This window comes from Chromohalobacter sp. 48-RD10, from assembly GCF_029889785.1.
Lineage (GTDB): Bacteria > Pseudomonadota > Gammaproteobacteria > Pseudomonadales > Halomonadaceae > Chromohalobacter.
The window spans coordinates 38,229-62,603 of sequence record NZ_JARANX010000014.1 but is presented as its reverse complement, the minus strand read 5'-3'; the positions used below and the strand labels follow the sequence as shown (position 1 = coordinate 62,603).

General features: G+C 62.2%; 19 protein-coding genes and 6 pseudogenes. 7 read left to right on the top strand and 18 right to left on the bottom strand.

The features are described from left to right. Positions 1–27: 27 nt before the first annotated feature. The 3 genes and pseudogenes from OP496_RS13465 to OP496_RS13455 form a co-directional block, all read right to left on the bottom strand. Positions 28–348: pseudogene (locus tag OP496_RS13465) on the bottom strand (ISAs1 family transposase); the annotation flags it as partial. A gap of 56 nt (positions 349–404) precedes the next feature. Beyond that, entirely contained in the window at positions 405–587 is a 183-nt protein-coding gene (locus OP496_RS13460) for a hypothetical protein (RefSeq protein ID WP_280564227.1), read from the bottom strand. A 906-nt stretch (positions 588–1,493) separates the two neighbouring features. Beyond that, positions 1,494–3,046, bottom strand: a pseudogene (locus tag OP496_RS13455) (IS3 family transposase). Positions 3,047–3,152: 106 nt separating this feature from the next. Between OP496_RS13455 and OP496_RS13450 the strand changes: the two are divergent. The 5 genes from OP496_RS13450 to dsbG all read left to right on the top strand — a co-directional run bounded on the left by OP496_RS13450 (position 3,153) and on the right by dsbG (position 8,858). After that, on the top strand, positions 3,153–3,686 hold the full coding sequence (locus tag OP496_RS13450) for a GGDEF domain-containing protein (RefSeq protein WP_280564226.1): 534 nt from the start codon (positions 3,153–3,155) through the stop codon (positions 3,684–3,686). Between the two features lie 306 nt (positions 3,687–3,992). Next, positions 3,993–4,943, top strand: coding sequence for a bile acid:sodium symporter family protein (locus tag OP496_RS13445; RefSeq protein ID WP_280564225.1), 951 nt, complete (start codon positions 3,993–3,995; stop codon positions 4,941–4,943). 365 nt (positions 4,944–5,308) lie between these two features. Then, complete coding sequence (dsbD, locus tag OP496_RS13440; RefSeq protein WP_280564224.1) at positions 5,309–7,222, top strand: protein-disulfide reductase DsbD; 1,914 nt, start codon at positions 5,309–5,311, stop codon at positions 7,220–7,222. Further along, the gene (locus tag OP496_RS13435; RefSeq protein WP_280564223.1) at positions 7,219–8,046 is read left to right on the top strand and encodes a TlpA disulfide reductase family protein; all 828 of its coding nucleotides are present in this window, start codon (positions 7,219–7,221) and stop codon (positions 8,044–8,046) included. The genes dsbD and OP496_RS13435 overlap by 4 nt, the downstream gene beginning before the upstream one ends. A 29-nt stretch (positions 8,047–8,075) precedes the next feature. Beyond that, positions 8,076–8,858, top strand: coding sequence for a thiol:disulfide interchange protein DsbG (dsbG, locus tag OP496_RS13430; RefSeq protein WP_280564222.1), 783 nt, complete (start codon positions 8,076–8,078; stop codon positions 8,856–8,858). 25 nt (positions 8,859–8,883) lie between these two features. Here the strand turns inward: dsbG and OP496_RS13425 are convergent, their stop codons facing one another. The 13 genes and pseudogenes from OP496_RS13425 to OP496_RS13375 form a co-directional block, all read right to left on the bottom strand. Further along, positions 8,884–10,188: an ATP-binding protein gene (locus tag OP496_RS13425; RefSeq protein ID WP_280564220.1), complete on the bottom strand. Its 1,305-nt coding sequence runs from the start codon at positions 10,186–10,188 to the stop codon at positions 8,884–8,886. Beyond that, on the bottom strand, positions 10,185–10,862 hold the full coding sequence (locus OP496_RS13420) for a response regulator (RefSeq protein WP_280564219.1): 678 nt from the start codon (positions 10,860–10,862) through the stop codon (positions 10,185–10,187). Before OP496_RS13420 ends, OP496_RS13425 begins: the two co-directional genes overlap by 4 nt. 74 nt (positions 10,863–10,936) lie before the next feature. Beyond that, a complete protein-coding gene (locus OP496_RS13415; RefSeq protein WP_280564218.1) occupies positions 10,937–11,350 on the bottom strand; it encodes a DUF6691 family protein in 414 nt (137 codons plus the stop codon). Continuing rightward, positions 11,347–11,805, bottom strand: a complete 459-nt coding sequence (locus tag OP496_RS13410) for a YeeE/YedE family protein (protein WP_280564217.1) — start codon at positions 11,803–11,805, stop codon at positions 11,347–11,349. The genes OP496_RS13415 and OP496_RS13410 overlap by 4 nt, the downstream gene beginning before the upstream one ends. A gap of 37 nt (positions 11,806–11,842) precedes the next feature. Then, positions 11,843–13,636 carry a sulfate permease gene (sulP, locus tag OP496_RS13405; protein ID WP_280564215.1) on the bottom strand — a complete coding sequence of 598 codons (1,794 nt, stop codon included), beginning with the start codon at positions 13,634–13,636 and terminating at the stop codon, positions 11,843–11,845. A 61-nt stretch (positions 13,637–13,697) separates the two neighbouring features. After that, positions 13,698–14,966 (bottom strand): FAD/NAD(P)-binding oxidoreductase, encoded by a 1,269-nt coding sequence (locus OP496_RS13400; protein WP_280564213.1) that lies wholly within the window; start codon positions 14,964–14,966, stop codon positions 13,698–13,700. Positions 14,967–15,024: 58 nt separating this feature from the next. Beyond that, positions 15,025–15,939, bottom strand: a complete 915-nt coding sequence (locus OP496_RS13395) for an MBL fold metallo-hydrolase (RefSeq protein WP_280564210.1) — start codon at positions 15,937–15,939, stop codon at positions 15,025–15,027. A gap of 274 nt (positions 15,940–16,213) precedes the next feature. Continuing rightward, a pseudogene (locus OP496_RS13390) lies at positions 16,214–16,336 on the bottom strand (IS3 family transposase); the annotation flags it as partial. Between the two features lie 68 nt (positions 16,337–16,404). Next, positions 16,405–16,992, bottom strand: a complete 588-nt coding sequence (locus tag OP496_RS18385) for a group II intron maturase-specific domain-containing protein (protein ID WP_348522011.1) — start codon at positions 16,990–16,992, stop codon at positions 16,405–16,407. Positions 16,993–17,099: 107 nt separating this feature from the next. Then, on the bottom strand, positions 17,100–17,552 hold the full coding sequence (locus tag OP496_RS18380) for a reverse transcriptase domain-containing protein (protein ID WP_348522010.1): 453 nt from the start codon (positions 17,550–17,552) through the stop codon (positions 17,100–17,102). Then, a complete protein-coding gene (locus OP496_RS18375) occupies positions 17,489–17,845 on the bottom strand; it encodes a hypothetical protein (RefSeq protein WP_348522009.1) in 357 nt (118 codons plus the stop codon). Before OP496_RS18375 ends, OP496_RS18380 begins: the two co-directional genes overlap by 64 nt. A 311-nt stretch (positions 17,846–18,156) precedes the next feature. After that, positions 18,157–18,456 (bottom strand): annotated as a pseudogene (locus OP496_RS13380) (integrase core domain-containing protein); the annotation flags it as partial. Between the two features lie 31 nt (positions 18,457–18,487). Then, positions 18,488–19,861, bottom strand: a complete 1,374-nt coding sequence (locus tag OP496_RS13375; protein ID WP_280564209.1) for an IS30 family transposase — start codon at positions 19,859–19,861, stop codon at positions 18,488–18,490. 49 nt (positions 19,862–19,910) lie between these two features. Between OP496_RS13375 and OP496_RS13370 the strand changes: the two are divergent. After that, positions 19,911–20,114: pseudogene (locus tag OP496_RS13370) on the top strand (IS3 family transposase); the annotation flags it as partial. 35 nt (positions 20,115–20,149) lie between these two features. Here OP496_RS13370 and OP496_RS13365 read toward each other — a convergent pair. Next, positions 20,150–20,583: pseudogene (locus tag OP496_RS13365) on the bottom strand (IS481 family transposase); the annotation flags it as partial. 182 nt (positions 20,584–20,765) lie between these two features. Here OP496_RS13365 and OP496_RS13360 point away from each other — a divergent pair. Next, positions 20,766–23,462 (top strand): EAL domain-containing protein, encoded by a 2,697-nt coding sequence (locus OP496_RS13360; protein ID WP_280564207.1) that lies wholly within the window; start codon positions 20,766–20,768, stop codon positions 23,460–23,462. 186 nt (positions 23,463–23,648) lie between these two features. Here OP496_RS13360 and OP496_RS13355 read toward each other — a convergent pair whose 3' ends face one another. Beyond that, positions 23,649–24,305: a lysozyme-like domain containing protein gene (locus tag OP496_RS13355; protein ID WP_280564203.1), complete on the bottom strand. Its 657-nt coding sequence runs from the start codon at positions 24,303–24,305 to the stop codon at positions 23,649–23,651. Between the last annotated feature and the right edge of the window lie 70 nt (positions 24,306–24,375).

The window sequence follows — 24,375 nt, the reverse complement described above, 5'->3', positions numbered from 1 at the left end:
CGCATCATCATGATGGCAGCTCGGTCTTCAGCAGTAAGGTGGCGATAGCAGTAGTTCATGGCAACACGGTACCTGATGGGTTACGTGTTGCACTTGGTCATTGAGACCGCCCACCTTGGCGATGGGGAACGCCGCCTCAAAGGCATCTGCTAAGGCTGGTTGATTTTCCTTCATCGAGAGTAGGTAATCGGCGTCCTTCTGCAGGACCTGCGTGGCGGTCTTCTTCTGGCAGCTCATGGCATCGGTTGTTACCAGACAACCTTTCAGATTCAGCAGCTTGAGTAGCTCAGGAATAGCCGTTATCTCGTTGGACTTCTCCGCCGTCTTGACCTGCCCCAGCACCACGCCATCAGCCACCGCCTCATCAAAGTGTCTCAACAGCCTTGTACGTTCGCGCAACGACGTCAGTCTTCCTCGTTGTCCGGGGCTTCGCCGTACAAGGCTTCGAGCTTTTTTGACAGCACCAGCAACGAGGTCGTTTCTGCCAGAACTCGATCCTTGCGACGGACGTCGGCCTTCAGCTTTTTGATCGTACGGCGGTCATCGCGCTGCTGCTTTTGAGCGGCTTTATCTTGGCTTTCCTGCATGCCGGCACCCTGGAGGCAGGCTTCCTTCCAGCGTTGAACCTGTTCAGGGTATATGCCTTTTTCCGGCAATACGTGCCAAGCTCGGTCTCTGATAGAGAAGCCGTTTCAATTACCACAGCCAGTTTGGCGTCAGCTGACCAATCATCTCCGGTCTTACGGTTCCCTGGCACAGGCACTCCTTGTCGACGGCATGTTTTCAGCCAACCATACAGGGTCGCGTCCGATATGCCTTCCTCGGCGGCCACCGACGCCACACTGCGATTGTCAGGCGGTAGTAGCTTCTTTAGCACCGCGGCCTTACGTTCCTCGGAATAACGTGGCATGAACAATCCTATGCCGCCCACTCTGATGTGGATTCAGGCAAAATCGCCAGCTGGACAACTAGGCTGACAGAGGGGGGTATCGCCCCTTTGCCCTTGCCGCGGCAGTACGAGCCGCGGAGCGTCTTACCATCGATGGCCACAACCGCCCCATCAGTTAAGTCATGGCAGGACTTCATCCACTCGGCAAAGGCGCTTTGGAGCTGCTCCGCATTGACCAGCGCCATCACCCTGGCCAACGGCACGCCGACCTCAAAAACGCCATACTCGCGGAGAAAATCGAGCTTGGCGTGACCAAAATTTTCGATTTTGCCCTACCCCTCGGCACCACAGATAACGACACAGACGGTCAGAAACAGGATACCCCATAGCTGATGCTGCACTTTCCAAGCCTGGCGAAAGTCGGGAACGATCGATACATGGTGCATAAGCGACGGTGCCAGCATCGGGTCATCCATGAGCAAATGCCGTTAATGACTACATTACCTCCTACTGGTAAAACGCTACGAAGCCCGTCGTAGAGCGGTTTTTCATGCGTTTTCCTTGATCCGGGATCGATGCCTGTCAAGATTGTTGGAACACGTGATCACGCGGCTTCTAACCGCTGATCCTGCATGAAGATCGGGTCTTCCTGATCGGGATTCAGCCAGGCCGTCCGACGTGGCGTCCAGTTGCGGGTAGCGCCGCTCCACCGCCCCGGGTGTTGCCGTTTCGCCTCGGCATAGATGGCATCCCGCCTTGCCAGAACCTCGTCATCCTGGCCGGCATGCCGCTCCACCGGGGTGACGAAGCGGATGGCGCTGTGGCGGTGCTCGTGGTTGTACCAGTGCAAGAAGCCGGTCACCCACTGCTGCGCCGCTGACAGGCTCTCGTAGCCGTCCGCCGGGTAGTCGGGCCGGTACTTGCAGGTCCTGAACAGCGACTCCGAGAAGGCGTTGTCATTGGAGACTCGGGGGCGGCTGTACGACGGGGTGATGTTCAGTCGCTGCAGTGTCGCCTGAAGCGTCGACCCTTTCATGGCAGAGCCATTATCAGCATGCAACACCAACGGTTTGTTGATGCAGCCTTCGCGCAAAACGGCGCGCTGGATGACCTCGCTGCTGTTGGTCATGGACTCCTGGTCGAAGACCTCGGCATCGACGATCTTGCGGCTGTAGATGTCGACGATCATGTAGAGGTAGTAGAACTGCCCACGCACCCGGGTCGGTAAGTACGTCACGTCCCAACTCCAACAGGCATTGGGACGTGTCACGCGGTGTCGCTGAGGATCCCCTTTGGGGCGTGGGGTACGAGCGCGGCCACGCTGGTGCTGCTCGCCGCGCTCCCGGAGGATGCGGTAGTAGCTGGACTCTGACGCCACGTAGAGCCCTTCCTCGTCCAGCAGCCGAGGCACGATCTGCCCGGGCGGCAGGCTGGCAAACTCGGGACGATGGCAAATCTCCAGCACCTGCTGACGCTCTTCAGGTGACAGGGCATGGCGCGGGACAGGCCGCACGGCCTGAGGCCGGCGATCTTGAGCGCCCCGACCCCAACGGCGGTAGGTGTTGGTACCGATGCCGAGCTCTGCGCATGCGGTTTGCAGGCGGGCTCCCTCGGCACGCGCCTCATCGATCAGCTGTACAGCGTCCTGGCGATCTGAAGTGCTGATCATTCGTCCTCGTCCCCCCAGATCGCTCGGGCCTTTTTTCGCAGCGCCAAGAGGGCTGCGGTTTCCGCGAGAGCGGCCTCCTTGCGGCGCAGCTCACGCTTGAGATCCTTGTTCTCCTGGCGGTCCGCCTTGCGGGCTTCATTCTGCTGCTTGGAGGCGACATCACTCCGGTCGTTGGCGCCTTCGCAGCTCGCCCGCCAGCGCTGAATCTGCTCAGGATAGAGGCCGCGCTGTCGGCAGTACTCGGCACGCTCGGCTTCACTGAGGGCCGCCGTTTCCAGTACAGCGTGGAACTTGTCCTGCGAGCTCCAGCCCTCAGGGTCATCACTCTGGTCCGGCAGAAGGCGGCCTGCTTGCCGAGCCTTCTTGCGCCAAGTATACAGTGTCGCCGCGGAGATACCTTCTTCCTGGGCCACCTCCGCCACCGTGCGGTTATGCGGCGGGAGCAGCTTCTTGAGGATGGCTTCCCGGCGCTCGTCGGAGTACTTCATCGGAACCTCGTCACGCCCCACATCGTTCAGAGTCTAACAGCCGCTGAGGCTCCAACTAGCTTGATAGTGGGGGCGGGTCATCGTCCACGAGATCGAGATCGAACGCATGCGCGACGAGCGTGACCGCATGGCCGACCTGGTGATCACAGACCATCTGACCGGCCTGCCCAACCGTGCCGGCCTTGAGCAGTACATCGAGCGACTGATGCGAGCGAGGGAGGGCGGCGCACCACTCTTCTCGCTGGCGGTGCTGGATATCGACCACTTCAAGGCCATCAACGACACTTTTGGCCACGACATCGGCGACCGCATACTGGTCTGGTTGAGCGAGCGCCTGGCGCAGTACCTGCGTGACGGCGATCTGGTTGCCCGCGTCGGCGGCGAGGAATTCGTGATCGTGATGCCGTGGGCTCAGGCGAAGCAAGCCCAGAAAGTGGTCGAGCGCGTTCGCGCCAATATCGGGAAGGGACGCGTGCCAGTGACCGACGGCCAGACCATCGCCGTGACCGTCAGCGCCGGCCTAGGTGAGCAGCGACCAGGTGAGGCCTTCGGCGAGCTTTTTCGGCGCGTGGATACCGCGCTCTACGCCGCCAAGCACGCCGGCCGCGATCAGACGCACCTCGCCGGGCCCGACGCCTGACGCGCACCGCCAACCCAAGAGGCAGGAGCGCTCAATCCTACCCCCCCCCCGCATCAGGCTGCTACGAACGCATGCCAGCCTGGATTATCGCCCTCCGGTTAGCCGGTTGGGTCTACTCGTGAACAAACTGGTGGGGTTACACATCTAGATCACCCAGGACCCTACACATATCGAGAATATCGAGTGAAGGCGATGCCATGACCTCGGCAGCACGTTGTGATGCGCAGAAGGTCGACTTTCGAGCATCGGGTCATTGCGGCATCATATGCCTGCTCACAATCACACCTGCTAACGCCTGGACCCCCCATGTCAATCTTCGAACGCATCAACCGCCTGTTTCCCGTCTGGGCCATCCTGCTGGCGGTCATCGCGGCCCTTGTACCTGAATTTTTCACCGGACTGGCCGGCTATATCAAGACACTGCTGGTGATCATCATGTTCGCCATGGGACTGACGCTCACCAAGGACGACTTCGTGCGGGTGGTGAAGTCGCCCAAGCCCATCGCCGTGGGCGTTGTCCTGCAGTTTCTGGTGATGCCGCTGGCGGCGCTGCTGGTTTCAAAACTCCTGGGACTTTCCACCGAACTGACCATTGGCATGGTGCTGGTGGGCGCCACGGCAGGCGGCACGTCCTCCAACGTGATGACCTGGCTGGCCGGAGGCCATGTGGCACTGTCGGTGTCGATGACCATGGTATCCACCCTGATCTCGGTCATCGCCACGCCGTTGATCACGTTGTTGCTGCTGGGTCAGAGCATCGATGTCCCGGTGCTGGGCATGCTGATGAGCATCGCGCAACTGGTGGTCGCCCCCATCGTGCTGGGTGTGGTGATCCATCACCTGCTGGGCTCGCATATCCAGCGTGTGGAACCGGCTCTGGCGACCTTGGCCATGGCCGCCATTGTCCTGATCATCGCCATCGTGGTCGCACTCAATGCCGGGCGACTGAGTACGCTGGGGCCGATCGTCGCGCTGGCGGTCATTGCGCATAATGCCATCGGTCTCGCGGCGGGATATGGCATCGCACGTGCACTGCGCTTCGATACGCCTACATCACGCACCATCGCCTTCGAGGTCGGCCTGCAGAACTCCGGGCTGGCGGTCACCCTGGCCAACCAGTTCTTCAGCGCTGGCGCGGCATTACCCGGGGCACTGTTCTCGGTGTGGCACAACGTGTCTGGCTCCCTGTTGGCCGGTTACTGGAAACGCCAGTCCGCGGCGACGACATCGCCTACGGCTGCTTCCTCTCGCGGATGATGCCTGGAGGCCGAACACTACGATCGTTGCCGGTATTGTCGCCTGCGCTCACTTGTCAGCCGGAGACGGTGGGCGCAGATATGGGGCACCGAGCAGACGTCACCCCTGGTGGTCGGTAACAATGAAGCTCATGGTCTGCACTTTGTTTGAAAACTCGCTGCGCTCCCCCATCCGGCGTTCAAATCGATTCAAAATGCTCATTTACACAACGGAATAGCTTACTGTTGAGCTCGGAGTGCTGCCCTCGATAGGCGACACCCATTTCATGTTCAGCTCATCTCGATGGTTCAGCCTTGTGCCATTCACTTGGAATGCTGGCAGTACGCTCGATGATGAGACCATTGCTTGAATTTTTGCGCTCTGGGATGGCACACGCCGCACTCATGCTGGTGTTGTGCGGACTGACCGCCTCTGCCCAGGCGCAGCAACAGGATATCCTGCCTCCAGATCAGGCTTTTACACTGAAGCTCTCGCAGAGTGGTGATTCCCTGACAGCCGACTGGGACATTGAAGCCGGCTACTATCTCTACCGCCATCGCTTTTCTGCCGCAACGCCAGAGGGCGAGCTACCGCTAGACCTTCCCAATGGCGAGGCCATCGAGGACGAGTACTTCGGCCGCTCCGAGGTCTACCGCCATGGGTTGCGCATGACCACGCAACCCGGTGATGCCGACACGATCACCCTGCACTGGCAGGGATGCGCCGATGCCGGCCTCTGCTACCCGCCCCAGCAGCGTACCTTCGACCTGCCACTCTCCGAGGGTGCTTCAGCCACTGACGCCTCGACAGTGAATGCTTCGACGACCGACATCTCGAAGACTGATGCCTCAGGAAGCAAAGGCACTCCGAATGACCTTGGCGCCAGTGCTTCATCGAACGAGACACTAAGCTCTTCAGCCGATCCCGGTGCATCCCAGGCAGATGATCAGCAACTGGCGACCCAACTGGCCAATGGCAACTGGGGATGGACCCTGTTGGTGTTTTTCGGCCTGGGACTGCTGTTGACCTTCACGCCCTGCGTGTTGCCAATGATCCCGATCCTGTCGAGCCTGATCGTGGGGCAGCGTCGCAGCGGAGAGAACCAGCGGCTAGCAGGCTTCATTCTATCGCTCTCCTTTGTGCTGCCCATGGCTGCTACTTATGCCGTGCTTGGGGTCGCCGCTGCCATGGCCGGCGCCAATCTACAGATGCTGTTCCAGAATGTCTGGTTCATTGGCATCTTCTCCGCCGTGTTCGTGGTGCTGGCACTGGCCATGTTCGGCACCTTCGAGCTCGAACTGCCTCGCGCCCTGCGCCATCGCCTGGATGCCGGCATGTCTCGGCAGCGTGGCGGGCGCCTCAAAGGAGTAGCCGTCATGGGCATGCTGTCGGCGTTGCTCGTCGGCCCTTGCATGACAGCACCACTGGCAGGCGCCCTGCTATTCATCGCCGAGAGCGGCACCCCCTGGCTGGGCGGAGCCGCACTGTTGGCGCTTGGCCTGGGCATGGGGGCTCCGTTGGTACTGATCGGTACGGTCGGTAGCCGTCTGCTGCCCAGCCCGGGCATCTGGATGGTGCGTGTCCGCGCGTTGTTCGGGTTTATCCTGCTGGGCATGGCGATCTGGTTCGTCGCCCGCGTAATACCGGACGCCATTGTGCTCGGGTTGTGGGGCGCTCTCGGCTTGGGCTTTGCCGTTTCGCTGCGCGCCCTGGCCCGTGGTGACAACGCCTCGGGAGTGATGTCTCAGGTCGCAACCGCCATGGCAGTCGTTGTCGGCCTGTGGAGCGCCTTGGTGCTGACCGGTGCTGCCGGTGGCGGTCATGACCCATGGCGCCCGCTGGCAGTCTACGCGCCGACTGACGACGCTTCGAAGGCAAACGAATCGGTCTCGACGGATAACCAACCACTCACGTTCGATGAGGTCGAAGACCTGAAAGCCCTCAACAACCGTATCGCGAAAGCGGCGAGTCGTGACCAGATGACCCTCGTCGAATTCACCGCCGAGTGGTGCATTTCCTGCGAGGTGATCGAGCAGGAGGTCTACACCGACCCGAGCGTCAAGACCCCAATGCAGGGTGTGCAGCGCCTGAGTATCGACGTCACCGAGTATGACACGATGGATAAGGCAATCATGCAGCACTTCAGCGTCGTCGGTCCGCCGACATTGATGTGGTTCGGCCCTGACGGCCAGGAGCAACGCAGCGCCCGTATCATTGGAGAACTGGATGCCGAGTCGTTCCTGGAGCGCTTTGATCAGGCCAGACAGCCAGCCAGCACCACCACAGGAGACAGCTCATGAGCCCGCTGGAGCAAAGTATCGCCATCGGTCCGCTCGGCATGAGCCTGGGCCAGCTGTTGCTGATCGTCGTGCTGATTGTGGCACTGACCGTCGGTGCCTGGTTGGGCCGACGCCGCCAGGTCCGTGTGGGCGACAGCCTGTTCAATGCGCTGTTGATCGGCCTGGTGGGAGCGCGCGTCGTGTTCATCGCGCTCTACTGGGAGAGCTACGACTCCGTCTGGTCATGGCTGGATATTCGCGACAGAGGGTTTGAACCGCTGGCGGGACTGGCTGCGGCCGCGCCCTATCTCGCCTGGCGGTTGTGGCGCTTCCCCGCAGAGCGCAAGGCGCTCGCCGGTGCAGTGGTATCTGGCGCGATGGCCTGGTCGTTGACGGCAGGGGCGCTGACCGTCATGCACACGCAGCAGACCAGCCTGCCGACGACGCCACTGACCGCCAGCAGCGGCGAGACACTGCCCTTGTCGACCATTCGGGACCAAGCCGACCAACAGCCCATGGTGGTCAATCTGTGGGCCAGTTGGTGCCCACCCTGTCGTCGCGAGATGCCGATGCTGGAGCAAGCCCAGCAGGAGCGCGATGACGTGACCTTCGTATTCGTCAACCAGGGCGAGAATACCGCCACACTCAAGCACTTTCTCGAACAGGAGTCCCTGGCACTGGATCACGTCTACCGCGATCCGAACATGGCCTTCGGCCAGGAAGTGGGTGCCATGGCCATGCCAACCACGCTCTATTTCGATGCCAACGGCACCCTCATCGACACCCATTTCGGCGAGCTTTCACGTGCCACGCTCGACCGTAGTCTCGAACAGATCGACCCCTGATGCTTCTTCCCATGATGGAGACCACCAACATGCCGACCACCCACAACGCTCGCAAAGCCTCTCTGCCACTGACACTCGCCATGGGCGCTGGTATCGCCCTGGCGGCGAGCCTGCCCGCCAGTGCCGATGAGCTTCCCAAACCGTTGCAAGCATTGAAGCAGCAAGGTTTAACCTTCCATGGTCAGTTCGACGCTCCGAGCGGCCTGACAGGCTACGCCGCCAGTGCCAGAGGCCAGACCGTGGCGGCGTACCTGACCCAGGACGGCCAGCATGCCGTAGTGGGCACCCTAATCAATGCTCAGGGCAACAATGTCGCGGCGGACACACTGCAGAAGCTGGTCAATGGTCCCAAGAACGCCAAGCTCTGGGACAAGATGGCCGACCAGCATTGGGTCAGAGATGGCTCTGCAGACGCCGAACGGGTGGTGTATACCTTCAGTGACCCCAACTGCCCGTATTGCCGTAAGTTCTGGGAAGATGCCCAACCCTGGGTCGAGAGCGGCCAGGTGCAGATTCGACACCTGATGGTCGGTGTCCTCAAGCCCAGTAGTGGACCCAAGGCCGCCGCCCTGCTCAGCGCCGATAACCCCAGTGAAGCCATCGCCGAGCATTACCGCACCGACACCATGCCGGACATCAAGGGCAGCGATGAGAGTGAGCGCCACGTCAGCGAGAACACTCAACTCATGGCTAACAATCAGCTTCACGCCACACCCGTCACCTTCTATCGCGACGACGAGGAAGTGCATCGCGTGATGGGTGCGCCGTCGCCCGAGAAGCTACGTGAGATCATGGGCGGCGAGGCGCCCTGAGCACTGGCCGCATGCCGGGGTAATATCACGCCAGGGGCAAGCGCAGGCGCACACGCAGGCCGACGCCAGCACCCGATTCCAGCGCCAGGCTGCCGCCTGCGCGATGGGTGATGGCGTCGACGATCGAGAGACCCAAGCCACTGCCACGCGGGTGGTGGCCACGCTGAAAGCGTTCTGTCAGTCTGGCCAGCCGCTCCGGCGGAATCGTCTCGCCACGGTTGGCCAATTCGATCACGACTCCGTTGCTGCTGGCCCAGGCATGAATATCGATCGACGCCTCGGGTTCACCATGATGTCGTGCGTTCTCGAGCAGGTTACGTAGTACGGTCGTTAGCATCGAATCCGAGATGGCGACATGCCGTAAGTTGGCATCCACATCGATACGGCAATAATCTCGACAGCCGGTCTCCGCCATGGCCATGTCCAGTGCTGCGTGGAAATCCGCCTGCTGGGGGTCATCCTGCAGTGCCGCCTCACTTTCCATGCGCGCCAGCAGCAACAGCTGATCAAGGGTCTTCGACAGGCGAGCCACACCGGCTTCCGCCTGTTGCAGCGCATAGCGACGCTGCTCCCCTTCGACCCGTTGCGAGACCTGTAGATGGGTGCGGATGGCCGTCAATGGCGTGCGCAGCTCATGAGCAGCATCGTCGGTGAAGCGTTGCTCCATGTCGAGCACGCGCCGCGTGCGCAGCAACAGCGTATTGAAACCATCGATCAACGGCCGGATTTCAGCAGGCAAACCACGCATGGGCAATGCCGAGAGGTCGCCGTCGGCACGCGATACCAGTCGTCTCTGCAAGCGCGCCAGTGGCGAGAGCCCCCGCGCCACGCCCCACCACAGCGCGACGAGACTGCCGACCGAAGCCAGCAGGAAGGGATAAAAGGCGGCACGGCGGACCTGCTCCAGAAGCGCCGTGCGTTCCCGCAGCCGATCCGCCACGGTGATACGCTTGTCGTCATCCACCAATGTGTAGACGCGCCAACGCTGTCCCTTGTGCTCACGATAACGATAGCCCTCGCGGTCGCTCTTCAGCACGTCGTTCATCTCGGGGTGCGTACCGGCGACCACCTGTCCGCGCAGCGACGACACCCGGCAGGCCACACCCTCAAGCGCCGGAATGGTCGACATATTGCCCGCCTTACGACGCCACAGCTCCGCCGGCACACGATCCATCAGCCCCGCCACCATGCGCGCCGATTGTGCCAGACGCTGATCCAGAGAATGTTCGAGCTGCGTCGACAGATCGCGCATCGACCAGGCCGCCGTGCCTCCCCACAGTAATGCCAGGGTGATGCCGAGCGTAGCCACCAGGCGCAGCCGCAGGCTCATGACGTACCATTTCCAGAAGGGGTAGCGAGGCGATACCCTACACCGCGAACCGTCTCGATCATCTCGCGTCCCAGCTTGCGGCGAAGCTGATAAATATGCACGTTGAGGGCATTGCTCTCGACTTCATCATCGATACCATAAAGGCTATCCTTCAGTTGGTCTGCGCTGAGGATACGCCCACGAGCCCGCATCAGCGCCTCCAGCAACATCAGCTCGCGTCGTACCAACGTCACCGGCTGCCCGTTCAAGGTGACGCTTCGCGCGGCCGGATCCAGCGTCAGCGCCCCGTGACGCAGCGAGGCATCCGCCTGCCCCACCGCACGGCGCAGTAGCGCCTGAAGCCTCGCCGTCAACTCATCCAGGTCGAAGGGTTTGACCAGGTAATCGTCGGCGCCGCCCTGCAGCCCTTCGACACGACTAGCCACGGCATCTCGCGCCGTCAGTATCAACACCGGCATGGCAACGCCCGCGCGCCGCCACTGCTGCAGCAGCGTCAGACCATCGCCATCGGGCAGACGGCGGTCGAGCACCACAGCATCGTAGTCGATCACGGCTAGCGCCCCACGTGCACCGTCCAGCGAGGTCACGATATCGACGACAAAGTCGCTCAGCGCCAGGCCCGCTTCGATGCCTGCCGCCACCGACTCATCGTCCTCGACGAGTAGTACGCGCATGTCTCTCCCATTTTACCTCACCCATTCCCCCCGCAGTTTGGCGAACGGTGATGATGTCAGGATGAACTCACTGACTAATGAGCCGGAGAGAGCCGACGCGCCAACCACCAACCCAGTACCAGCGCCACAAGAAATGCTGCCAGCGGCCAGCTCAGCCCCGGTAGCGAAGCGATCGCCGGCCCCGGACAATAGCCGGAAAGCCCCCAACCGATGCCGAAAAGTGCGGCGCCGCCCATCAGTCGGGCGTCGAGGTCACGGCGTGTGGGTAGTTGAAACTGGGATTCGAATAGCGGCATCTGGCGTCGCCAGACGAGCCGGTAACCGATGAACGTGGTAACGACGGCACCGCCCAGCACAAAAATCAGGGTTGAATCCCAGGCGCCTGCAACATCGAGAAAGCCGATGACCCGCGCCGGATCGGTCATGCCGCTGACCGCCAGGCCGAGCCCGAACAGTAAACCTGCCAAATAGCCTGCCAATGCCTTCATGCCGTGCTTCCCAGCCAGTGATGCCAAACGAACACTGTCAGCATGGCGACCAGCACAAAGACGAGCGTCGCGGCCATCGAGCGGAACGAGAGGCGCGCCAACCCGCAGACCCCGTGTCCGCTGGTGCAGCCGCTACCCATACCGGTGCCCAACCCGACTAGCAAGCCGGCCACCAACATCGTGGTCAGCCCACTTGCCGGGACACCGACCACCATCCCGCTGCCGCCTGCCACATTGCCCCAATCCAGGCCGACCAGGATCAACAATCCCGGCCCCGAGACAATGCCCAGCAGAAACGCAAAGCGCCAGGGCCTATCACCGCCGCGTTCGAAAATCAGCCCGGAGAGAATTCCGCTGATGCCGGCGATCCGGCCCAGCAGCCCCATGAGCAGGGTGGCGGAAAGCCCGATCAGAACCCCGCCCAGCAGCCCCTGCAACGCACTCATCGTTTCCATCTCGTTCCTCTTGCCAGTATCTTCATCACCATTGTCATCAATCGGCAATCACCGAATGCCCGGACGCCGGCGACTCGATACACGGATGACTCAACGGCGCCGCATCGCGGCCATGCAGCTCGCTCCAGGCATCGAAGGTGCTCAGAAAAACCCGGCCATTGAGCGTGTCGAGCAGCTCGGTACGACTCAATCGATCCATCACCGGCCCCTTTACTTCGGCCAGATGCAGCCCGATCTGCCGGTCCTGAAGGCGCCGGTTGAGCGCCTCGAGACTCTCTAGCGCCGTCGCGTCGATGACATTGATCGCCTGGCAAGCCAGCACCAGGTCCCGTGGCGGCGGGTCGCGATTGACCACCACCGTGACCAGGTCTTCCAGGTGGCGAACGTTGGCAAAATAGAGGCTCTCGTCGACGCGCAGAATGGTGACCCTGGCGTCGGTTTCCACGGCATGGCGGCGGACGTTGCGAAAATGCTCGGTGCCGGGAATGCGCCCGACTTCCGCGCTATGCGGCCGACTGGTGCCATACAGGTGCAGCGCCAGCGACATGGCGACACCGACCAGAATGCCCACGTCCACGCCCAGTATCAGCGTTGCCAGCGCCGTCGCCGACATCGCGATGCCCTCACCGCGAGCATAGCGCCAGACGCGCCTGAACGCTGCCAGATCGATCAGTGAAAGGCTGGCGATGACGATGGTCGCCGCCAGCGTCGCCATTGGCAATTCTCGCAACCAGTGCGACAGAAATAGCATGGCCAGCGCGATACCCACCGCGGTGAACGCACTGGAGGCCGGGGTGCGAGCGCCGGCATCGAAATTGACCACGGAGCGGGAAAAACCGCCGGTGATCGGCATACCGCCGGTGAACGAGGCTGCCAGATTGGCCCCGCCCAGCCCGATCAACTCCTGATCCGGGTCGACGCGTTCGCCGCGGCGCACCGCCAGCGCCTGCGCCACCGAGACCGACTCCACGTAGCCAACAATGCTGATCAGCACCGCCGAACCGATCAGCGAACGCCACAGCCCCGGCTCCCAGTCGGGCAAGGTCAGCGGCGGAAGCCCGGCGGGAATCGCGCCGATAACGGCAACGTCGCGGCCGAGCCACCCCGCCGCACTGGCCACCAACGCCGCCAGTAAGATGGTAACGATGGGCGCCAGCTTGACCAGTACGCCCGCCACGCGGGGCGGTACATGGCAACGCTCCAGGGCGGGCTTACCCCACCGCCGTACCAGCCACAGCAGCAGGAGCGACCCCAACCCGATGCTCACGGTCGGCAGGCTGACGCCACCCAGTGCCGTAGGTAGCTGGGACAACAGCGCCGGTAGCGTCGAGCCTGAGAGATCGATACCGAGCAGCTGTTTAAACTGACTCGCCGCGATCAGCACACCCGAGGCGCTGACGAAGCCGGTCATCACCGGGTGACTCAGGAAGTTGACCAGAAAGCCCAGCCGGCAGAGTCCCATGATCAGTAGAATGGCGCCGGAAAGCAGCGCCAGTACCAGGGCCGCGACGATATAGTCCTGCGACCCCGATTCGGCTACCTGCGACAGCGCCGATGCCGTCATCAGCGATACCACCGCCATCGGACCGACGGAGAGCGTCGCGCTGCTCCCCAGCAGGGTATAGACGACCAGCGGCACGAGGCTCGCGTACAGCCCTACCACAGGCGGGAGCCCCGCCAGCATGGCGTAGGCCAACGCCTGCGGGATCAGCATCAGCGCCACGATCACGGCCGCCAGCAGATCTTCGCCCAGCCACTGAGCGTTGTAGCGCCGTCCCCAGTCGAAGACCGGCAGCCAGCGTGCCAGGCCGGCTTTACGCGGCTGATTCATGATCTGCCGGCCTCGCTATTCGAGCCGTGTCCCAGCCGCAGGAACATGCCGCCGGCAGCGATCAAGTGCGCGCCTGTGGCTTGGCCAACCATTCATGTCCCTTGAGCATCAGATTCCAGTAAATGAAGGGGAGCTGTTGTGCCTTGATGTTCCAACCAAGCCTGGTTGGCCGTGTGGCCTGGTTGATCCATGAGGGGAATGTCGGCTGCAACTGACCGCCGTAACCGAACTCTGCCAGCACCACGCGCCCGCGCTCGACGGTCAACGGACAGGCCCCATAGCCCAGGTAGCCCGAAGGCATTGGCTTGCCCTCGAGTGAGGCGACCAGATTGTCCGCCACCACCGGCGCCTGCTTGCGCACGGCGGCAGCCGTCTTCGCGTTGCCGGTGCCACTAGCGTCGCCAAGACCGAAAACATCACTGAAGCGATCGTGCTGGAGAGTGTCGGCGTCGAGATCGAGCCAGCCGCCCTCGTTGGCCAGGGGCGAATCACGCACGAGCCGAGGCGCCCGCTGCGGAGGCACGACGTGAAGCATGTCGAACTCGGTCTCGATCTCTTCGCTACCCTCCTCGCTCGTGACACGAAAACGTGCTTTCTGGGCCGGACCATCCACGGCGACGAGGTTCTGCTGGAACTGCTTATGGATGCCGTAGCGCTGAACATACTGATCCAGCGCCGGCACGAAGTCCGAGACGCCGAACATGACACCGCCGGCATTATGGAAGTGAACGTCCATATTTTTCAGAACGCCCTGCTTCTCCCACTCGTGACAGGCAAGGTACATCGCCTTCTGTGGCGCACCGGCGCACTTGATGGGCATCGGCGGTTGGGTAAAGAGCGCCTTGCCGCCTTGCATGGCCTGAACCAGCGACCAGGTGTAGGGCGCCAGATCGAACCGGTAGTTCGACGTCACGCCATTCTTGCCCAGCGTCTCCTCGAGGCCGTCGATCGCCTGCCAGTCGATTTCGAGACCCGGCGCGACCACCAGCGCCCGGTAGCCGAGCGTCGAACCATTACCCAGCACGACCTGGCGTGTATCTGGTTGCAGCCGCTCTGCGGCGGTCTGGTGCCAGGTCACGAAGCTCGGCATCACCGACTGCATCGAACGCCGGGTCTGCTCCGGAGTGAACACGCCACCGCCCACCAGCGTCCAGCCGGGCTGATAGAAATGATCCTTTGCCGGCTCGACGATGGCGATATCGAGGTCAGCACGGCGTTTGTGAAGACTCGCGGCGACCGCGATGCCTCCCGCTCCACCGCCGATGATGACAACGTCATGGCGCTTGTCGTGTTCGGTCTGCGTTTCATTAACGGCTGTCGATTCGTTCATGGTTGGCTCCCGTTGGTAGATTCGGCGCGACGCGATGTGGCCTGGCGACGACGCCTTCTCACTCCCACGCGGCGCCTTCCAGGGCGTCGAGCGGCAATTTCAGATAGCGCTTGCCGTTGCTTTCCGGTTCGGGGAGACGGCCGCCGAGGATGTTGACCTGCAGCGCGTGCAGGATCAGCTTCGGCATCGGCAATTCGCTGTCGCGACGATTGCGAAGCTCGACGTACTCGGCCTCGCTACTGTCGCCCAAGCGATGCTTGTTGGTCTCGCGCTGCTCGCGCACGCTGCTTTCCCACTGCGGTTCGCGCCCCTCGGGCATATAGTCATGACCGGTGAACAGGCGCGTCTCGTCGGGTAGCGCGAGGATCGCCTGAATCGAATTCCACAGCTGGTGAGCGCTGCCGCCGGGAAAGTCGGCGCGAGCAGTACCAAAGTCAGGCTGGAACAGGGTGTCGTGAACGAAAGCGGCATCGCCCACCACGTAGGTGATCGAGGCCAGCGTGTGACCCGGCGAGTGCATCACGCGGCAATCGATCTCGCCCAACTTGAAGGTGTCTCCTTCGTCGAACAGGTAGTCCCACTGGCTGCCGTCGTCCTGCAGATCCGGCCAGTTGTAGATCGCCTTCCACAAGGTCTGAACCTGGGTAACCGGCTGTCCGATGGCGGTAGGTGCGCCGGTCTTGTCATGCAGATAGCGCGCGGCGGAAAAGTGATCCGCGTGCGGATGGGTATCCAGAATCCACTCGACTTCGAGCCCTTCGCGTTCGATGTAGGCCAGCAGCTCATCGGCCTGGAACGTCGCCGTGGCGCCGGACTTCTCATCGTAATCGAGCACCGGGTCGATGATCGCGCAACGGCGCGTGGCGGGGTCGCTGACGACGTACTGGATGCTGAAGGTGCGAGGATCGAAAAAACCGGCGACGTCGGGTCGCCCCCCGTGCGTATCACCCTGGGAGAGAGCAAAGGTATTCATGACGGCTCCATAGGAAAACATACCCCTAGAGTAACGCCAAAATGGTTCTAACGTTATATCGATTTAGAATATAAAGACCAACTTAACGCTAGCGTATATACCTTCCGCACATAACCACTTAAGCCGGGCATGAAAGATGGCCCCGTTGTCGCCCTCACCGCCGTAGTTGCTTCATAAAGAGAAGGTCCCTCAGATTAGCATGGCGCGATACGTTTTCAGGTAGACGCACTCGTACTTCACGCTGCGCCAGGGCATCCTCCAGGACGTCGGTTCAGAAGTCCGCATCCAGAGTGTTCGATACTCGCCAAGCCAGCACACGGCGGCTGTACCAGTCCAGGATAGCCACCAGGTACATGGACCCACGTGCCATGGGGAGTAGAGTAAGAAGCAGGGCGTAGTCGCACTATTTCCCTGCTTCTCCTCTCCGAACCGTACGTGCACCTCTCAGCGTATACGGCTCTCCACTCAAGCATGGCTAAGCGCCAATGCGACATCACGGTAACCGGACGTGGTGGCCCACCGATTTCGATACTCGGCAAGATGCGGATTCCCTGCTGGCGTACGCCAGTGGAAGCGCTGCTTACGACTGGTCACCAGCCGCCGCAACGCGCTGCCGCATAGATTGCCGCTCCCGCTACGACCCCAGAGCAACCACGTTTTGGCCTGCTCAGGCGTGGGCCGCCTTATCCATTGCCGCATCAGTGATCGGGTCGATGTCTTGTACTTACGGGCCAGCCCGTGCGCCAGCTTCCAGAAAACCACGCGGTCTACATGCCGGTACACCATGGCGGTATAGTCCGTGTACTGGTAGAAGTTCGCCCATCCGGCCAGTTGCCGATTGATGGTTTCGACCTGATCGATCTTGTTCACGTGGTCATGGCCGGAGAGTTGTGCGGTGAGTTTGTGGGCAAACGCCCGCGCTTTCTCTCGAGGAATGGTGCTTACCGGAAGCATCGTGCCTCGTGGCCCGCGCTTGCGGATAATGCGGTTCCCCAGGAAGACGAAGCCGTCGTTGACGTGGGTGATATGGGTCTTGTCCATATTCAGCGTCAATTGTAGTTCGCCCTCCAGGAACTCCCGGCATTCCGTGCGGATCGCTTCGGCATGATGCTTGTTTCCTTTGACGATAACGAAAAAGTCACCTGCGTATCGGCAGTAGGCTACGGCCGGTTTCCATTGACGATTCTCGCGAATCGTAATGGGCCGGCCCTGCAGGATGCCGAAGTTCCAGGCCCAGCGATCTTTGCGCGCTTCTTGCTCAGGTATTTCGCTTCCAGATACACATCAAACTCGTGGAGCATGATGTTGGACAGTAACGGTGAAATCACCCCACCTTGCGGAACGCCTTCACTCGACGCACGAAACAGTCCCCGATCTACGTGGCCTGCCTTGATCAATCGCCAGAGCAGGATCAGGAAACGCCGATCCCGGATACGCTTTTTCACGCAGCGCATCAGCAACCGGTGATGCACCATGTCGAAGTAACTCGCCAGGTCGCCTTCAATGACCCAGCGCCCCTTGGCCTCGGTGCCGTCCAGCAGCTGAAGCTTTATGGTGCGGATCGCATGATGCACGCTGCGCTGCGGCCTGAAGCCGTAAGAGTCGCGGTGCAAATCGCTCTCCCAGTCGGCTCCATGGCCATCAGCATGGCGCGCTGTACGATCCGATCACGTAGCGTGGGAATCCCCAGCGGACGTAGCTCACCATTGGCTTTGGGGATGGTGACGCGTCGGGCGGGCGAAGGCCGGTAATCGCCCGAGAGCAACTCGGCCTGCAGGCGGGTCAGCTCCTCATCAAGCACCGGTGCCAGCGTCGATTTGCCGATCCCATCGATACCCGGCGAGTAGGCACCTGAAGATGCCAGCGTCACACGGGCGGCTTCGGCCAGCCACGTCCGATCAGCCATCAGTCGCAGCAGACGGTCGAACCTGCGTTGACCATCCTCTGTCGACCATGTCGCCAGCTTGGGTCTTCACCTCTCTACGGTCAGTTAATCGGCTCTACCAGCACTCAAGCTGCGCCCCTTCGCCATGTGACCGGCTTTCCCGGCCGCGGACTACTACGGACGCTCCGCCAGCGATCGGGGCATCGGGGCATCGGGGCCGCACTCCCTTGGCATCCCGCGATCGCCTTCCCCGGTTACATGTCGGACTCAAACATACGGGTGAGGCTGCCGGTTGAACCGTCCCGGCTTTCTCGGAGACCCGCTGGTTTGAGTCAGGCCGCCTTCTTGGCCTGACCCTGTTGCTCATAATACAGCGCTTCTCGCTCGGCCGGTGGCATGTTGCCGATCGGCTCCAAGAGCCGCCGATGATTGAACCAGTCGACCCACTCCAGGGTAGCGAACTCAACGGCTTCCAGGTGCCGCCATGGCCCACTTCGGCGGATCACCTCCGTCTTGAACAACCCGATCACCGTCTCGGCCAGCGCGTTGTCATATGAGTCGCCGACACTCCCGACAGACGGGGCGATGCCGGCTTCCTCCAAGCGCTCTGTATAGCGGATCGACACGTACTGCTTAGGTTCAAGGGGTCGTCGCAACACTGGCTTATGATGCCAAGGATAATAGTTCTTTGAGAGCTTCAGTAGGTGTTTTCCAGTCCAGTGTTTTTCGGGGTCTGCTGTTGAGGGTATTCGCAACAGCGTCAAGCTCATGCTCGGAATACCTGCTGATGTCGGTCCCCTTAGGGAAGTATTGGCGCAGCAGACCATTAGTGTTCTCGTTGGTCCCACGCTGCCAGGGACTGTGGGGGTCACAGAAGTAGATCGCCAGGCCAGTATCAATCCGTAGCTGCGCATGTTGAGCCAGTTCCGCGCCTTGGTCCCAGGTCAGCGATCTGCGCAGTTGTTCGGGCAGCATCGCGATCTTGGTGGCAATGGCATCGCGAACAGCCTCGGCCCCGTGACCTGCCAATGCCGGCCCGTTCTTGGTTCTGGCACCAGATCCATGATTAGGCATGGGCGGCAAGTGCAGCAGCAACGTGAACCGGGTTGAGCGCTCAACGAGGGTGCCGATCGCCGAGCTGTTCAGTCCGATGATCAGGTCGCCCTCCCAGTGGCCGGGGACGGCACGGTCGGCAACCTCCGCCGGGCGCTGGCTGATCATGACCTCGGGTGAGATAAAGTGTTTGCCTCGTTGCCGACTCCTCGCACGAGGCACCCGCAACGCCCGGCCAGTTCGCAGGCACGCGGACAGCTCGCGTCGCAGTGCGCCTCTGCCTTGAATGTAGAGGGCTTGATAGACCGCCTCGTGAGAGATCCTCATCGTCTCATCATCCGGAAAGTCGACCCGCAGTCGCCGGCTGATCTGCTCGGGGCTCCAGCTGGTTCCCCATCGTCGGTCGGCTCGGCGACCATGTCGCCGTCCCCTCCAGGGGGCGTTGGGGCCGGGAATGGGCCTACCCTCAGCATCGGCCACCACGCCGGCGAGGCGTGATTGCACGTACGCCTGAAGCCGATCATTCTTGACGAGCTTGGCAACCTTGGGCCGTTTGGCGGCCCGCTCCGCTTTCCACTGTGCGACCGTGGCCCGATACGCCAGCATCCCACCCCGGGTGGCAGCATTACGGCGCAACTCGCGCGAGACTGTCGACGGCGACCGCCCCAGACAACGGGCGATCTCGCGAACCCCATGACCCTGGGCCCGCAACAGCGCCAGTTCCTCGCGCTCTGCAAACGACAAATAACGCCCTGAGTGCGGCGCCAAGCTGGCCGGTGCCATCCCTCCTGCCTCGCGGAACCACCGTGATCCCACCGGCTGCGATACACCACACGCCATGGCTGCATCCTCACTCGATAGACCCTCAGTAATGCGCTCCCAGAACGCGCGCTTGGCATCCCGCTGATTGACGCCCGGTCGGCCAGGCGAACGCATCGGTGCCCGCCCCGTCTGTTCAGCGCCCCAGCCACGTGATCGTCCCATGCAACACCTCCAATATCGAGATGTTGCGACAACCAATTGAATCCGCCGCTACGATAACTTGATGGCCGAGAGCTTCTTTGCCACCCTGGAATGCGAGTTGCTCGACAGGAACCGATTCGCCACGCCGACGGAAGCGAAACACGCGGTTTTCGCCTTCATCGAGGGATGGTACAACCCACACCGCCGCCTCTCGGCGATTGGCTATGCCAGTCCTATCCAGTTCGAGCGACAGCATACGGCAGCCTCAGGCTAAAGCCGTGTACCGTCCACTGAATCGGGGGGAACTCCAATGTGCACATCACCCGGTTCGTAGTCCTTGAAGGACTTGTGCCGTGGCTTCTCGTCATCTCCGGCGTCCTGCCGAGCCAGTTCCGCCAGTGTTGGCACCTCGCGCCATTGGAGCATGCGATGCAGCCCGGAGCGTGACAGGCAGGGGTTCAGGAACTCACGCCCCACGACGAGGAGGTCATACAGGCCGAGGCGAAAGAAATCGCGAGCCGCGATCAGCACTTCTTCCTGCTCGGGCGTGAGCGTGGCCAGCAGGTTGTGACACGTATGCGACCGGCCGTAGACATTGTCACGTACCCCCAGCGCCGGATGGTCGCGGTGGCGACACCATACTAGCGGGCAAGCTCACTGTCCGTGATGCTGGAGGGCGCTGCTTGAATATCGGCCCGGATCTTCGGTGTCGTGGTCGCTTGTTTATGCAGCTTGATGTCCATGAACGTGCTCCCGGATGAATTGCTGCAGGAGCTCCCTCTCTATTTGATCATCCCGGACACTACACGGCTTTACTTGCACCCGAACCACCGGGTCTTGCCATATGCCTGCCAGAGCCCGCATCCTCTGGATATGATGCCGTACACTACGGCACCGGACATCCATGACCTGGGAGAGTGCACTCATGCCTGCTCGGATCACTGCCGAGGAGGCCTTCCGGCAACTCGCCGAAGGGCTTGGTCACAGCGGTTCCGTTGACTTTTTCAACACACTGGTGGAGCGGCTGGCCCAGCTTCTCACGGTCGACCATGCCCTGATCGCTCGAGTGCAGGACAGCAAGGCCCAGACCCTGGCCATCTGGTCCTGGGGGCAGCATCTGGCAAACGTACAGTATGCCTTGGCCGGCACGCCCTGCGAGACGGTGGCCAGCCACGCAATGTGCCTGTACCCCAGCAATGTGCAGTCCCGTTTCCCCCATGACAGCATGCTGCAGGAGCTTGAGGCCGAGAGTTACCTGGGACTGCCGTTATTCACGACAGACGGTGCCCACCTGGGATTTCTAGCTGTCCTCGCCAACCGTCCCATCGCGCCCAGCGACCAGGAGTACGAGCTGCTGCGCATCGCCGCGACCCAGGCTGGTGCCGAACTGGGCCGACGAGAAGCCGAGTGCGCCCTGCAGGCAAGCGAGCGTCACGCCCGCGAGAGCGAGCGCCGGCTGAACACCCTGCTCAATCATCTGCCAGGCATGGCTTACCGCTGCCTCAACGACACGGACTGGACCATGCTGCTGGTCAGTCAAGGGGCCACCGACCTGACCGGCTACTCCCCCGATGACCTTGTCCAGAGCCGGCACATCAGCTATGCGCAGCTCATACACCCTGATGATCGACAGCACGCCGACGATATGGTGCAGCAGGCCATCGCCCGGCGAGAGCCGTTCAAGATCGTCTATCGCCTGCAGACCGCCAACGGCGGCCTTCGCTGGATGTGGGAACAGGGCCAGGCGGTGTTCAACGCCAACGGCCAGGTCGACAGCCTGGAAGGCTTCATCACCGACATTACCGAGCAGCACGAAGCCCAGCGTGTGCAGGAAGCAGTGACGCAGATCGCCTCCACCGTCACCAGCCAAACAGGAGACGACTACTTCCATCATCTAGTGGACACGCTCACCCGCACCCTCGAAGCCGATGCCGGTCTCGTCGCCCTGTTGGAACCGCTACCTCCGACGGGAGCCGTTGCCTCGTCCCCTCCCGACGAGACCATGATCAGCCTGATCAGCGCCCTCTCCGATGAGCAAAGCCTGCCACCTTGCCGCCTGCCCCTGGCTGGCACGCCCTGCGCGACGCTGCTCCACGAACAGGAGATCATGATCCAGCACGAAGGCCCCGCCGGGCTGCCGGGCTTCCCGGCGGATACCTGTGCCTGGATCGGCCGTCGGCTGGACAATACCCGAGGCGAGCCCATCGGCTTCATCATGGTGCTGTATCGCCAGCCGCTAGAGGCCGACGCCTTCGCCACCTCGGTGATGCGTATACTCTCCACCGGCGCCGCCGCCGAGCTGGAACGTCGCAACGACCACCGACGCATGCACCAGCTGGCCTATACCGATGGCACCACCGGCCTCCCTAATCGCATTCACTTCATGGAAGACCTGAACCATCACCGGCAGGCTGCCGAGCGCAACCATTACCCGCTGGTACTGCTGCTGATCGACATCCGTCGGTTCAAGGAAATCAACGACACCCTGGGCCATCAGGTAGGCGACCGCCTGCTCGCGATCCTTGGCGGACGACTGCACTCTGCCCTGGCACCGCACGAGCGCCTGGCCCGGCTCTCCGGCGACGAGTTCGCCCTGCTGGTCCCCCGAGCCTCGGCGCCAGAGCTGGAACAATGCCTCGAGCGCATGCGCCAAGCCGTAGGCCGCCCCCTCACCCTCGACCACCACCACTTTACGCTCTCGATCAGCATCGGTACCGCTCAATACCCGCAGGATGCCGACACGTCCGAGGAGCTATTCAAGTTCGCCAGCACCGCCCTCTACCACGCCAAGCACCAGGCCGACGGCACCTGCCATTTCGCCCCCTCGATGACCCTGGCCCTGCAGCGCCGCCAGCGGATGACCGAACGACTCCACCGAGCTCTCGGTGAGGGCAAGCTCGAGCTTTACTATCAGCCGAAGTTCGATCTCGCCAGCGGCAAGCTGGTGGGGGCCGAGGCGCTATGCCGCTGGTACGAAGAGGACTGGGGCTGGGTCAGCCCCGGGGAGTTCATCCCGCTGGCCGAGGAGCGCGGACTGATTCGTCCGCTGGGCGAATGGGTGCTCGAAAAGGCCGCGTGCCAACTGGCCGCCTGGCGATGCAACGGCCATCCCCTGCCGGGCCGGCTGTCGATCAACGTCTCGGCCCAGCAGTTCGCCGACCCGAACCTGGCCCGGCGCATCGCCGAGCTGACCCGCCACACACCAACCTCGTCCATCGACCTGGAACTGACGGAAAGCGACGTGATGCGCGACGCCGAACAGGCCATCGCCATCACCCAGACCCTGCGCAAGGCCGGCTACACCCTCTCGATCGACGACTTCGGCACCGGCTATTCCTCGCTGGCCTACCTACGTCGTTTCGATGCCGACACCCTCAAGATCGACCTTTCCTTCGTGCGCGAGATGCTCGACGGCCCCCACGAGCGCGCCATCGTGGAAACCATCATCGCCATGGCCCGCAGCCTGGGCATGCAGGCCATCGCCGAAGGGGTGGAAACACCGAAACAGGCCCGCGAACTGGCCCGACTGGGCTGCGACCAGGCCCAGGGCTTCCACTTCGGCCGCCCGCTATCCCCGGCCGACTTCGTGGCAAGCTGGGGCGACGCCATGACCTCCCGATAAGGCCACGCCGCAAGCGGCGGGGGAAAGCTCGAGGATCACGTCGATGGTGGGCATGGAGGCCGGGGCCGTTACGAAACTCGCGACAGTAGCACTCGATGTGCCCACAACGTTCATCCGAGGCCCTACAGTTATACGGGTAACGCATCAGGGCCTGACAAATTGGCATCGCGCCTCTTTCCTGCCCCCTCACCCCCGACAGAAGGGCCACACCTGATAGAAGGCGTCGCATTGGAACTCGGCTTCGCAGGACGGCAGTTGCGAGCGGTAGCGCGAGGCCTTGGTGGCTACCTCGCGGGCGGCGCGTAGCACGGCCGGCTTACCACGGTAACTGCCGCGGTTATAGCCGCCCTGGCCCTGGTGGTAGGCCAGGTAAAGATGCCGTGGATTGTTCAGCGATACCCCGGTCATGCGTTGAGTGCGCGCGTTATACCAACCGATGAAGTCAGTAGCGTCTTCCATGTCCGAGCGGCTGGCGAAGATACCGCCGACATCGTCATGATACTCGTCCCACACCGGATCCAGCGCCTGGGCATAGCCAAAGGCCGAAGACGGTCGCTTCCAGGGAATGAAGCCCAGCAGATAGGTGCGCGGCGGCCGCACATGGCTGCGGAAGGACGACTCCCGCTCGATAAAGGCCATCTGCGTCGAGATGGGCGTTCCCCAGCGCTGCTCCGAAGCCTTGGCCGCGTCATACCAGTCCGGCTGTTCGCGGAAGATCTCGCAGATATTGGACTGCCGTTCCGGCGGTGCCGGCGCGAACATCGCGCAGCCGGACAGGCTCCCCAGCAACACCAGCATGACCGCTAGCCGCAGCCAGCTCCCTTTAACCGCTGACACACGCATGATGTGGTTTCCTCGGCAGGTTGTAGTTGAGCCGAACCTAGTCTGACGCCATCATGGCGCCCACTGCGCC

Excerpts from the sequence above, each read along its gene's own strand:
- OP496_RS13460 (WP_280564227.1), bottom strand. The coding sequence starts at position 587 with ATGCAGGAAAGCCAAGATAAAGCCGCTCAAAAGCAGCAGCGCGATGAC.
- OP496_RS13450 (WP_280564226.1), top strand. The coding sequence starts at position 3,153 with ATGCGCGACGAGCGTGACCGCATGGCCGACCTGGTGATCACAGACCAT.
- OP496_RS13445 (WP_280564225.1), top strand. The coding sequence starts at position 3,993 with ATGTCAATCTTCGAACGCATCAACCGCCTGTTTCCCGTCTGGGCCATC.
- dsbD (WP_280564224.1), top strand. The coding sequence starts at position 5,309 with ATGGCACACGCCGCACTCATGCTGGTGTTGTGCGGACTGACCGCCTCT.
- OP496_RS13435 (WP_280564223.1), top strand. The coding sequence starts at position 7,219 with ATGAGCCCGCTGGAGCAAAGTATCGCCATCGGTCCGCTCGGCATGAGC.
- dsbG (WP_280564222.1), top strand. The coding sequence starts at position 8,076 with ATGCCGACCACCCACAACGCTCGCAAAGCCTCTCTGCCACTGACACTC.
- OP496_RS13425 (WP_280564220.1), bottom strand. The coding sequence starts at position 10,188 with ATGAGCCTGCGGCTGCGCCTGGTGGCTACGCTCGGCATCACCCTGGCA.
- OP496_RS13420 (WP_280564219.1), bottom strand. The coding sequence starts at position 10,862 with ATGCGCGTACTACTCGTCGAGGACGATGAGTCGGTGGCGGCAGGCATC.
- OP496_RS13415 (WP_280564218.1), bottom strand. The coding sequence starts at position 11,350 with ATGAAGGCATTGGCAGGCTATTTGGCAGGTTTACTGTTCGGGCTCGGC.
- OP496_RS13410 (WP_280564217.1), bottom strand. The coding sequence starts at position 11,805 with ATGGAAACGATGAGTGCGTTGCAGGGGCTGCTGGGCGGGGTTCTGATC.
- sulP (WP_280564215.1), bottom strand. The coding sequence starts at position 13,636 with ATGAATCAGCCGCGTAAAGCCGGCCTGGCACGCTGGCTGCCGGTCTTC.
- OP496_RS13400 (WP_280564213.1), bottom strand. The coding sequence starts at position 14,966 with ATGAACGAATCGACAGCCGTTAATGAAACGCAGACCGAACACGACAAG.
- OP496_RS13395 (WP_280564210.1), bottom strand. The coding sequence starts at position 15,939 with ATGAATACCTTTGCTCTCTCCCAGGGTGATACGCACGGGGGGCGACCC.
- OP496_RS18375 (WP_348522009.1), bottom strand. The coding sequence starts at position 17,845 with ATGGCTGATCGGACGTGGCTGGCCGAAGCCGCCCGTGTGACGCTGGCA.
- OP496_RS13375 (WP_280564209.1), bottom strand. The coding sequence starts at position 19,861 with ATGGGACGATCACGTGGCTGGGGCGCTGAACAGACGGGGCGGGCACCG.
- OP496_RS13360 (WP_280564207.1), top strand. The coding sequence starts at position 20,766 with ATGCCTGCTCGGATCACTGCCGAGGAGGCCTTCCGGCAACTCGCCGAA.
- OP496_RS13355 (WP_280564203.1), bottom strand. The coding sequence starts at position 24,305 with ATGCGTGTGTCAGCGGTTAAAGGGAGCTGGCTGCGGCTAGCGGTCATG.